Here is an 11,001-nt window from a genome sequence, read left to right as displayed (position 1 = left end):
TGAGTTGTCGTAGCAATGGAATTTTGTTGGCTATGCCACGGGGCGGCGTCTCGAAAGTGGCTCCATATTGAGGGCTGGCGCAGGCTATGGCGGTAGCGAGCTACCGGCCAAGCACAATGGAAACCACATCCTTCGGATGGGCCGCGACGGCGGCGGCACCTGCCAGCTCTTCGTGAGTGCCGTAGCCCCACAGAGCGAAAACTGTGGGGATCCCAAAGCAGGCGGCTCCCTCGACGTCGTAGATCCTGTCTCCCACCATGACAGGCCTGGCCACGTCCACGCCCTGCGACTGGAGTCGCCGCAGGGACTCGTCGATGACATCCTTCTTGCATGACCGGTCCAGGGCGTCTGAGGCTCCGCAGATGTCAAGGAAGTGCTTTTCGATCCCCAACAAATTGGCCACCCTGAGGGCTTGGTCCTCAATCTTGGAGGTGGCGACAGCCATCGGGAGGCCGTCTGGGATTGCTTGGAGAAGCGCTTGTATGCCGTCATAAAGCCTCGCTTTCCCGGATCCCCATTCGGCGTAGTGGGTCCTGTAGTGCTTGAGGGCCAAGCGGGCCCGCTCTTCGTCCATGCCCGGAAGCGAACGGAACGACTCGATCATTGGCGGACCTACGTAGGCCATCAATTCCTCCCTTCCGGGTGGTTCGGCCCCGACCGCCGTCAGGGCCGCAACTGCGCTCCCAATCACTCCTTCTGCGGAGTCGACCAACGTGCCGTCCATATCGAAAAGGATGCACGTGAATTCCCCCGCAGCTGGCTCGCGCAGCTGTCGACGTATCATTTCTTCTTGGGCCTTTCGGTCAAAGCAGGCGCTGTACCTTTGCGTCTGTGTGTTTATTTGTGGATGGGACTCATGGAACGACCAGGCCTGGACGGTATTGACCAAAGCATCCTCGCGGAATTAACCAGGAACGCCCGGGTCCCCCATGCGGTCCTTGCCAGCAAGGTGATGCTGTCAAGGAACGCGGTTCGGCAGCGGATCGAAAGGATGGAGCGGCACGGCTACATCCAGGGCTACACGGTGGTGGCCGGTGGCGACGGCCAGGACTCCGTCTCGGCGTTCCTCATGGTTTACCGTAAGGACCGCATGCGCGGAGCTGATGTCCTGGCTGCGCTCCGTGCCATCCCCGAAGTAGTCCTTTGTGATGTCCTGAGTGGCGACTTTGACTTGATTGTCCGGGTGGAAGCCCGTTCCCTTGGCCGCGTTCAGGAGATCTGGGAGGAGATCGCCGCCATTCCCGGCGTGGCCGACACCGTGACGGCCATGACGCTCTCCAATGTGATCCGCAGGGGTTCCGTTTAGGGCACCACAGGACCACCCGGCACCCGCGGACTAAGACCAGAGGCGTCGTCCATGATGATCCTGGCGGCCCCCCGGTCCAACACTCCCAGTGACGTGATGGCCTCCAGCACCGGCGTATCGTCTTGAAGTGCGCGCTTGGCCACTGCAGCGGCAGCCGCGTATCCGATCGCCGGGATGAAAGCGGTGGCCAGACCCGCCGAGCTGGCCACCTTCACCCTTAGCAGCTCCCCATTGGCTTCAATGCCCTCGACGCAGTGGGTCCGGAGGATACGCGCTCCGTTGGTCAACCAGGACAATCCCTGAAGCAGTACGTGCCCAATCACCGGTTCGAAGGCATTAAGTTGAAGTTGGCCGTTGTCTGCGGCCATGGTGACGGTTGTGTCCGCGCCTGCGACGGCGAATGCGATCTGGTTGAGGGTTTCCGGTATGACCGGGTTGACTTTGCCGGGCATGATCGACGAGCCCGCCTGCCGCGGCGGCAGCCGCAGCTCACCCAAACCATTTTGTGGTCCGCTGGAAAGCAATCTGAGGTCGCTGCTTATTTTGGAAATCTTGACCGCGGAGCGCTTGAGCATTCCGGACAAGTGCATGAACACGCCCACATCGGAGGTGGCCTCTACCAGGTTGGCGGCCGGCACCAGCCGATAACCGCTGATTTCCGCCAGCGTGTCCACTACCCGCTCCCGGTAACCGGCAGCTGCAGTGATTCCGGTTCCAATGGCCGTAGCTCCCAGGCTGCACTCAAGGAGGAGACCGGCAGACTCTTCGAGCCGCTGCCGGTCCTCGGTGACAGTCGCCGCGAAGGCGTGGAACTCCTGGCCCAACGTCATGGGGACCGCATCCTGCAGCTGCGTGCGCCCCATCTTCACGATGTCAGCGAAGGAGATTCCTTTATCCCCGAACGCCTCTGCCAGCATGGCGAGTTCCTGGCACAGACCCTGCACGGCGCCTGCCAAGGCCAATTTAAGGGCAGTCGGATAGACATCGTTGGTGGACTGGCAGCGGTTAACGTGGTCGATGGGATGGAGCAACTGATAGCTGCCGAGGGGGTGCCCCAGGGTTTCCAGCGCAACGTTGGCGATCACCTCGTTGGCGTTCATATTGGTGCTGGTGCCTGCACCTCCCTGGATGACGTCCACGCAGAACTGGTCAAGGAATCGCCCGGCCTCGATGGCTCCGCAGGCTTCGCCGATGGCTGCCGCCGTGGTGGCATCAATGACGCCGAGCCGTCCGTTGGTAACGGCGGCAGCCCTTTTGACCATGGCCAGGGCCGTGACGAGGCGGGGATGCTGTGCCAGGGTTGTCCCGCTGATGGGAAAGTTCTCCAGTGCCCGGGCCGTGTGGGCTCCCCAGTAAGCGTCGGCCGGCACCTCGATGCGGCCAAGGGAGTCTTCCTCCATCCGATACTGCTTGTGCAAGCTACTCATCCCGTCAGTTCTTGATGCAGATGACCTTGGGCTGGGTCATGTCCTCGTAGGCGAAGCGGACTCCTTCGCGGCCCAGGCTGCCGTATTTGAAGCCGCCGAACGGCATGCCGTCGAAGCGGTAGTCGGAGGAATCGTTGATCATCACGCCACCTGCCTGGATCTGCTTGGCTGCGCCCATGGCATTACCGAGTGAAGATGTGAAGATCCCGGCATGTAGGCTGAAGTCGATCGAGTTGGCAACGTCCACGGCTTCCTGCATGGAATCCACTGGCCGCAGCATCACAAGCGGCCCGAAGGCTTCTTCCTGCCACAGCCGGCTGTCTTCGGGGACCGCCTCGGCCACGGTCGGCTGAACCAGGTTTCCGAAGCACTTTCCGCCGGCCAGCAGGACTGCACCGGCGTCGACGGCCAAGCGAATCCTCTCCATGAGCGTTGCGGCGGCCCCGGCGGTGATCATCGGTCCGACGTCGGTCTTCCCGTCGCTCGGGTCGCCCAACACCAGCGCCGCAGTTTCGGCCAGGAACCTGGACTTGAACTCCTGGTAGACGGAGCTGTGAACCAGAATGCGCTGGACTCCCACGCAGTTCTGCCCAGCTGCCCAGAACGCCCCGGAGACGCAGGACTCGACCGCCTTCTGCAGGTCGGCGTCGTCCATGACGATGACGGGAGCATTTCCACCAAGGTCCATGGCCAGCTTCTTGAGTCCCGCTGTCCTTGCGATGTCCTCCCCAGTTGAGAAGCCGCCGGTGAAAGACACCATGCGTACATCCGGTGCGGCCAGGATCTTCCGGGCAACCTCGCGACCGCCGTGGACGAGCGTCAGTACGGTGCCCGGGAGTCCCGCTTCGAACAAGGTTTCCGCCAGCAGCTGCGCGGACAGCGGAGTCAGTGCCGAAGGTTTAAGAACGACGGCGTTGCCTCCAGCGATTGCAGGCCCCACCTTGTGGGCTACCAGGTTAAGGGGATCGTTGAATGGCGTGATGGCCAGGATGATTCCCAGCGGTTCACGGGAGAACCAGCCCTGCCGGTCCTCGGATCCTTCGTACGCGTCAAAGGGGACGACCTCACCGGCGTTGCGCCGGGCTTCCGCCGCTGACAACCGCAGGGTGTTGACTGCCCTCAGGACCTCCTTGCGCGCCTGACGGATGGTCTTTCCGGCTTCATTGACAATTGTCCGGGCAAAGATTTCGCTGCGTTCTTCGATGGACTGCGCGGCGCGGTCCAGGATTCTGCCCCGGTCGTTGCGGGAGAGCGCTGCCGATGCCTTGGCTCCGGTCCGTGCGGTGGCAAGTACATCTGCCACGTCGTCGAGGTCAGTGAGTTTGATACTGCCCACTGTGCGGTGGTCGAAGGGACTGGTGACGTCCAGGATGCCGGTTTCGGTGGGAAGCACTGAGGTGAGGGTCTCAGACATAGGAATCAACTTTCTTGGCTGCGTGCATGGCGATGATGTCGGAGAGCAGTGCGTAGGCGGTTTCGACTCTTCCTGCGCCGGGGCCGGAGATCGTTACCGGGCCCAACAGGTCCGTCGTGAAAGAGACGGCGTTGGTGGCACCGGAGATGCCCGCCAAGCCGTGATCCAGGGGCAACGCCATAGGTTTGACTGAAGCCGACACGGTGCCGTCGGTGTTCCTGATTGCCGATCCAATCAGCTTCCATCGACGCCCCTCCGCAGCCGCCTTGGCGATGTCTGCAGGGGTCAGGGAAGAGATGCCTTCGCGGCTGACGTCCTCGAGTGTGATTCCGGCTCCCAGCAGTTCATTGGCCAAAATCAGCACCTTGAGTTGGACGTCGAATCCTTCTATATCTGCAGTTGGGTTGGCTTCTGCGTAACCGAGTTCCTGCGCTTCACGAACGGCGGACTCCAGGTCGAGACCTGCTTCCATTCGGCCCAACACGTAGTTACTGGTGCCGTTCAGGATGCCCTCGAAGCCCTGGATGGCGAGCCCGGTGAACATCTGCTTTGCGAGCCTGATGACGGGAGTGCCGCTCATGACAGCACCTTCAAACTCGAACCTGGCTCCGTTTGCCGTGGCCAGGCGGGTCAGCTCCCGTCCCTGAAGCGCCACGGGGCCCTTGTTGGTAGTGCAGACGCTCTTGCCGGATTCCAGCGCCCAGCGGACGTGGGATACGGCTGGTTCCCCGTCTTCCGGGTTGGTGAAGGTGGCTTCACAAATAATGTCGGCCGTGCAGTTGCGGATTACCTCCTCGTTGTTGGTGTCCCGCGATCCCCCGTGGTCTGCGAATGTTTCACCGGCCCGGAGGTGCAACGCCATGTCGAGGTCGATTCCGCCGGGGATCATCAGCGAGCCCAACCGAAGGTCCGTGATGGCAACAATGCGCAAACCGAACCCGAGATCCGCGCGGAGTTCTGCACCGCGTTCGTGGACGATTTCGGCAAGCGTGCGGTTGACGCCGCCGAAGCCAATGAGGGCGAGATCGTAAGTGGTCATGGTGCTCCTTTGGGGTGGTGTGGCTTGATGAGTCAATCCTGCGGTGGCCTGGTGTCAGTGCGGCCATGTCGATATGGCAAAGAGCCTGGTCATTCTGACCATTCGGCGGACATCTTGGGAGAGGCCAGCTCACATTCGTGCGGTATAAACATTCACAGTTGTTTTTAATGACCATTTAACAATGATGTGTGTTACCTTCATCACTACGGACTTCAGCGGGTGATACCCAGCCCGCCCGACTCTTCCCCTTCGCATCCGTCATCGACCGGAGAATCACATGGAATCTTCAACACCCCTCCAATTGGACCAACGGTCCGAAACACCCGGCACCGAACCTGCCCAGAGCGGACTTCGCAGGTCCATGGGCACCAGACACCTGATCATGATTGCGATGGGAGGCGTGATCGGGTCAGGGCTTTTCCTGAGCTCCGGGTACACGATCTCCCAGGCAGGCCCGTTGGGCGCCGTCATTGCTTACCTGGTGGGCGCGTTCGTCGTTTACTTGGTAATGGCCTGCCTTGGCGAACTTGCGATCGCCTATCCGGTCTCCGGGGCGTTCCACATCTACGCCGCGAGATCAATCGGACCGGCAACGGGATTCACGACCGCATGGTTGTACTGGCTCTGCTGGGCCGTTGCCATCGGTTCGGAGTTCACCGCATCAGGATTGTTGATGCAGCGTTGGTTCCCCGATGTCGAGGTTTGGGTCTGGTGTCTTGTCTTCGCGGCAATCCTCTTCGGATTCAACGCGGTCTCTTCACGGTTCTTCGGTGAATCCGAGTTCTGGTTTGCCATCATCAAGGTGGGCGCGATCATTGGCCTCATCATCCTCGGTGGTGCAGCCCTCTTTGGCTTCCACCCGCTATCCGCCTCGGGCAACCATCCGTTCCTCCTTGAGAACTTCAACACTTCCGGCGGCCTCTTTCCCAACGGATTCACCGGTGTCCTGGTGACCGCCCTTGCAGTCTTCTATGCCTTTTCAGGATCCGAACTGATCGGTGTCGCGGCAGGAGAAACGGCTGATCCATCCCGTAGCATCCCCAAGGCCATGCGGAGCACCGTCATTCGTTTGCTGATCTTCTTCGTTGGCGCCATCGCTGTCATCGCGGCAACGGTCCCCTACGACCAAGTAGGCCTGGACGAGAGCCCCTTCGTTACGGTGTTCTCTTCCGTGGGAATTCCTTTTGCCCCGGACATCATGAACTTCGTCATCATCACCGCCCTGCTTTCGGCCGGCAACAGCGGTTTGTTCTCCTGTGCCCGCATGCTCTACTCCCTGGCCGACGAGGGCCACGCCCCGCAGGCATTCAAGAAACTGACCAGCCGGGGCATTCCCCTGATCGCACTCTCCGTCAGCATGCTGGGTGGCCTCGCATCCCTCATCAGCAGCGTCGTGGCCCCTGAATCCGTCTACTTGGCGTTGGTGTCCGTGGCCGGTTTTGCCGTAGTGGGCGTGTGGATGTCCATTGTGGCCTCCCACTTTTTCCACCGGCGTGCGTTTGTCCGCAACGGCGGGAAGGTGGCCGAGCTCGCCTACAAGGCTCCGCTGTATCCGGTGGTGCCGATCCTTGCCTTCGTCCTGTGCCTCGCTTCCCTCATTGGCATTGCCATGGACCCTTCCCAGATCGCGGCCCTGTACTTCGGGATTCCATTCGTGGCCGCCTGCTACCTGTTCTTCCGGCTTCGGTACAGCGGCAGAAGCCGCGAGGACCAGTCGGCCTGACCCCTTACATCCTCCGCGGCCGGGCAACTTGTTGCCCGGCCGCGGAGCCGTCTTCAAAGGAACCCCACCATGTTGCATCCGGCTCCCCCAGTACGCCGCACAGACAATCTCGCCAGCTGGTTGGAGGTGGAAGGAGAAGCTTTCGAAGCCAACGTCCGCGCAGTGCGGGAACTTTTGCGCGACCGTGCCAGGCTCTGCGCTGTCATTAAGTCCGACGCGTACGGGCACGGGGCGGAGCTCCTGATGCCGGGGCTCGTGCGGTCCGGCGTACCTTACATCGGCGTCGGATCCAACAGGGAAGCCGGAATTGCCAGAAGCCACGGATTTACCGGCAAGCTGCTGCGTGTCCGTGCAGCAGCGCCACAAGAGATCGCGGCCGCCGTCGGGTATGGCGTAGAAGAACTGGTTGCCGACCCCCAAAGCGCATGGGAGATCAACCGGATCGCAGCTGCTGCCGGGCGGGTTGTCCGCATCCATCTGGATATCAACTCATCGGGCATCAGCCGTCACAGCCTGGATGTCTCCAGCGCATTGGGGCGGGCAAGCGCAGCGGGAATACTGAGTCACCGTAACCTGGAACTCGCCGGCATCATGACGCATTTCCCGCTGGACGACGTTCGGGACATCGAAGCAGGACTGGACCGCTTCCTGGAGCAGGCGATGTCCATCCTGCAGGCCGCCGGGATCCCACGCGAGCAGGTACTGCTGCATGCAGCAAATTCCTATGCAACCCTCAACGTCCCCTCCGCATGGCTGGATATGGTTCGGACAGGCGCGTTGCTCTACGGAGACTCTGACCTGCGTCACCCCGGATACCGGCGCTGTTTGACGTTCAAGGCGAGGATCGGCTCGGTGAACTGCTATCCCGCTGGAAGCAAAGTGGGGTACGGCCACCTGCACTCGCTGCGCTCCGAAGCGCGGCTGGCCACCGTCACTGCCGGGTACGGCGACGGCTACAGGCGTGCGCTTGCGATGGGAGGCAGTGTGCTTGTCCGGGGACAACGGGTTCCCGTTGTGGATGCGGTCTCCATGAACTCGATGGTGGTGGACGTTTCCGACGTCCCAGGCGTCTGCCCGGGTGACGAAGTGGTTCTCTTCGGCCGTCAAGGCAGCCAGGAGATCACGGTGGATGAGCTGGAGTCTGCCAACGGGAACATCCTGGCCGATCTGTACACCGTATGGGCGGGCGGCTCCCGCGTTCTCGCCTCGGAGGCGGCCATGTGAGAATGGCTTGAGCTTTCTGAAAGGAGCCGATCCGTGGATGTTCCATCCGAAGCCTCGTCTTTGGCCCAGGGCCTGCGCTTGGTGCGGTTGGTGGCGGACCGGGAGAAACAAGGCAGGCAGTTGCTGGGAGTCTCGCAATTGGCCGCCGAACTGGACATGGAACAGAGCCGCGTGTCCCGGCTTGCCCAGGAGCTTTGCGATCTTGAATTGTTGGAGCGGGAAGACCGGGGACCCTTCAGGGTGGGCCGGCGCTTCTTCGCCCTGGCTGGTTCCCTCAACCGGAACTGGGTCCAGGAGTCGAAGGCCGAGTTGGAAGAGCTGGTGGCCGGTTTTGGTCTTCGGGCCCGCCTCTCCGTCCGGGACGAAGTGCGGGTGCAGCTCCTGCGCTCCTCAAGCAACAATGCCGCTTTCGGCGGTTTTGCCAAGCCTGGAATGGTGACACCGGTTTGGTGCACGGGTGCTGGCAGGGCCCTGCTGTGGGATCATGACGCCGGCGCCTTGGACTCGTTGCTTAAGGACGTGAACTTCATTGGTGTGGGTGGACCGGCCGCTGCCCACTCTCGGGCCGAGGTCCAGGAACTGATGGCGCGCGACAAACCGGCAGGATACGTCTTGGCGACCGAAGAATATGAGCACGGTGTGTGGGAACTGGCAGTCCCTGTGCGCTCAGCCCGAGGAGAAATCCTTGCAGCGCTCAGCGTGCTGGGCAGCCGGTCCGGAGCAGAACCGGACATTGCGGTGGTGGCCGATGCCCTGCAAGCCGCGTCCAAACGTTTGGGCTCCGCACACGGGCAGGTTTATTAGACTCCCCCGACCCGGGTTTCGAGCCAGCCGCGCCATGAAGCCAGTACCAGGGCATGCTGATCCCGCTGGGGTTCCAGCCGCGATTTTGGGCCAACTATCTGCAGCGCTGCGGCCACATCACCCTTGAAGTCACGGATGGGCGCAGAGAGCGAATAGAGGCCCGGTTCGGCCTCCTCGTCGACAATTGAGTATCCCCTGCTTCGGGCGCCTTCCAAGCGCTCAAGAAAGTCGTCCACGGACGACGGCGTGTTGGGCCCGTGTCGGACGAACTCCACGTTCTGGAAGATCCTCCGCACCTCCTCTTCGGGTGCGTCCCACAGGAGGGCCTGGCCGGCGTCGCTGCAGTAGGCAGGGTAAGGGCGGCCGAGCCAGGAACCAACAAGGTTGGCAGCGGGAGGTACGTGCTCGGCAATGGTGACGGTGCTGTTTCCGCTGAGGACACCCAGGAAGCAGGCCTCGGTGGTCTCGGCCGCCAAACCTTCCAAGGCTGCGAGGCCATCAGTCCGCAGGCGTTGTTCCGTCACCAGTTGGGCGTCGGTGAGCAACGACCAATCGAGGCAGTATGCCCGGTCCGACGTGCGTGCCAGGAATCCTTCCTGGTGTGCTCCTTTGAGGCTCCGCGAGACTTGGCTGCGGTCTTTGTCCAGGCGGGCCGCGACTTCGGCGACCGTACCGCCGTCGTACCCTTCGGTGTGACGCTCGCCGACGGCGAGGATGGCCATCATGCCGCGGCCCATGCTGGAGGTCTTTGACATTTCTCGATTCTAGCCAGTCCGCGGCCAAGGTCGCCGCAGGCAAGAAGGACGGCGACCTGCCGCCTCAGTGGATCGCGAAGACGCGGGCGGGGAATCCGCTTCCACCCAGCGGCTTGGCCCAGGTGGCTATGACTGCGGCTCCGGACTCCGGCAGTCCGTCCAGGTTGGCGAGGAGTTCGATCTGCCACTTGTCCTTGGCCAGGATGTACGTTTCAAGGCTGAAGTCCTGGCGGGATGTGGCAAGGCCGGGGTCGGTATCGGTCTGTTCATGTCCGATCGCCGCTACATTGCGTTCTTCGACCAAGAACTCCAGGACTTCCCGCGACCATCCCGGCGTGTGGCTGATGCCGCCTGAATCCCGGTTGGCCATCTCTTGGGCATTGGGCCAGCGATGGCTCCAGCCCGTGCGCAGCGCGACGAAGGATCCAGCCGGGATCTTGCCATTGCGCTCCTCCCAGGCGTCAATGTCCGTCAGAGTGGGCGTTGCATCGGTGTCGACAGAGGCGCGGCTGGTGATGTCCAGGACCACCAGCGGCAGCACCATGTCCTGGACCGGCAGTTGGTCCAGGGTGCGGCCGTCCCGGATGAAGTGCGACGGCGGATCGACGTGGGTGCCCCACTGGCCGACGATTGAATACCTGTGTGCGGTGAAACCATCGCCCTTGTCCATGTCGAAGAGAGCTTCGCGTTGTTCATCGGGAAACGCGGCAAAGTGTGGCTGGCCAGGGTGGAAGGCGTGGGTCAGGTCGGTGAAGGTCCTGTTGGCGAGCAGCGGTGCCAGTTGCTGCCACATCGAAGTGCTCACGAGGCGATCCTTTCCTGCAGGATGTTCGCGGCGTTGGAGGTGCCAGCGCTGGTGGAAACGCTGAGTGGCCCGGAGACTTCAATGACGGGAACCTCCCAGGGATGGATGTCCACGACGCGCTGCACCAATCGCTGGACGGTTGGTTCATCCATGGCGGCGTCGAAGTAGGAGGTGAAAACGAATGTGGGCGAGATGGTCCGCTGGCCGACGTGGCCCAGCGTTGGATTCGCGCCCTCCGCTACGGTGAAGCCCTCAAAACCGGCCGAGGATTCGAAGACATGGTGGTAGTTCCCGAAACCGCCGAGTTCAGGGGAAGACTTGAGGGTGTCCAGAAGGCGGGCGATACCAGCGTCCGCTTCGAGGGCGCTGGGCTCCCCCTGACCAAGGCGGGTCATCGTCTCCACCGAAATGGGCCAGTGGATGCGCAGCTTCCGAACACTTTTGAGTTCAATGATCACGGTTGAATTCCTTGCTTGAGAGTAGGTGCCAAGGATCATCGTGACA

11 protein-coding genes are annotated in these 11,001 nt (G+C 62.0%); 4 read left to right on the top strand and 7 right to left on the bottom strand.

Translation table 11 applies throughout. From position 1 onward, the window contains the following. Positions 1–100 precede the first annotated feature (100 nt). Positions 101–784 (bottom strand): HAD hydrolase-like protein, encoded by a 684-nt coding sequence (locus tag N5P29_RS09725; protein ID WP_262278358.1) that lies wholly within the window; start codon positions 782–784, stop codon positions 101–103. Between the two features lie 72 nt (positions 785–856). Between N5P29_RS09725 and N5P29_RS09720 the strand changes: the two genes are divergently transcribed. Beyond that, on the top strand, positions 857–1,306 hold the full coding sequence (locus tag N5P29_RS09720) for an Lrp/AsnC family transcriptional regulator (protein WP_144658625.1): 450 nt from the start codon (positions 857–859) through the stop codon (positions 1,304–1,306). Here N5P29_RS09720 and N5P29_RS09715 read toward each other — a convergent pair. Genes N5P29_RS09715 through N5P29_RS09705 form a run of 3 tightly spaced genes read right to left on the bottom strand, consistent with a single transcriptional unit; the run spans position 1,303 to position 5,186 of the window. Continuing rightward, the gene (locus N5P29_RS09715) at positions 1,303–2,733 is read right to left on the bottom strand and encodes an aspartate ammonia-lyase (protein WP_262278357.1); all 1,431 of its coding nucleotides are present in this window, start codon (positions 2,731–2,733) and stop codon (positions 1,303–1,305) included. The two genes, N5P29_RS09720 and N5P29_RS09715, sit on opposite strands and share 4 nt — an antisense overlap. A 4-nt stretch (positions 2,734–2,737) precedes the next feature. Continuing rightward, the gene (locus tag N5P29_RS09710; RefSeq protein ID WP_262278356.1) at positions 2,738–4,147 is read right to left on the bottom strand and encodes an aldehyde dehydrogenase family protein; all 1,410 of its coding nucleotides are present in this window, start codon (positions 4,145–4,147) and stop codon (positions 2,738–2,740) included. Continuing rightward, on the bottom strand, positions 4,140–5,186 hold the full coding sequence (locus N5P29_RS09705; protein ID WP_262278355.1) for a homoserine dehydrogenase: 1,047 nt from the start codon (positions 5,184–5,186) through the stop codon (positions 4,140–4,142). The genes N5P29_RS09710 and N5P29_RS09705 overlap by 8 nt, the downstream gene beginning before the upstream one ends. A gap of 277 nt (positions 5,187–5,463) precedes the next feature. On the opposite strand from N5P29_RS09705, the gene N5P29_RS09700 reads away from it, so the two are divergent. The 3 genes from N5P29_RS09700 (at position 5,464) to N5P29_RS09690 (ending at position 8,937) form a co-directional block, all read left to right on the top strand. Next, positions 5,464–6,909, top strand: coding sequence for an amino acid permease (locus tag N5P29_RS09700; RefSeq protein ID WP_262278354.1), 1,446 nt, complete (start codon positions 5,464–5,466; stop codon positions 6,907–6,909). A 69-nt stretch (positions 6,910–6,978) separates the two neighbouring features. After that, complete coding sequence (alr, locus tag N5P29_RS09695; protein WP_262278353.1) at positions 6,979–8,133, top strand: alanine racemase; 1,155 nt, start codon at positions 6,979–6,981, stop codon at positions 8,131–8,133. Between the two features lie 33 nt (positions 8,134–8,166). Next, positions 8,167–8,937 (top strand): IclR family transcriptional regulator, encoded by a 771-nt coding sequence (locus N5P29_RS09690; RefSeq protein WP_262278352.1) that lies wholly within the window; start codon positions 8,167–8,169, stop codon positions 8,935–8,937. Here N5P29_RS09690 and N5P29_RS09685 read toward each other — a convergent pair. From N5P29_RS09685 to N5P29_RS09675, 3 genes are all read right to left on the bottom strand, one after another. Further along, positions 8,934–9,692, bottom strand: coding sequence for an IclR family transcriptional regulator (locus N5P29_RS09685; RefSeq protein WP_262278351.1), 759 nt, complete (start codon positions 9,690–9,692; stop codon positions 8,934–8,936). The two genes, N5P29_RS09690 and N5P29_RS09685, sit on opposite strands and share 4 nt — an antisense overlap. 64 nt (positions 9,693–9,756) lie before the next feature. Next, positions 9,757–10,485 carry a cyclase family protein gene (locus N5P29_RS09680; protein WP_262278553.1) on the bottom strand — a complete coding sequence of 243 codons (729 nt, stop codon included), beginning with the start codon at positions 10,483–10,485 and terminating at the stop codon, positions 9,757–9,759. 8 nt (positions 10,486–10,493) lie between these two features. Continuing rightward, on the bottom strand, positions 10,494–10,955 hold the full coding sequence (locus N5P29_RS09675) for a hypothetical protein (protein ID WP_262278350.1): 462 nt from the start codon (positions 10,953–10,955) through the stop codon (positions 10,494–10,496). Positions 10,956–11,001: the final 46 nt, after the last annotated feature.

Origin of the sequence: Paenarthrobacter sp. JL.01a (assembly GCF_025452095.1) — a bacterium.
GTDB lineage: Bacteria > Actinomycetota > Actinomycetes > Actinomycetales > Micrococcaceae > Arthrobacter.
Note: the sequence above shows the minus strand (reverse complement) of the source record. Positions and strands in the feature narration are given on the sequence as shown.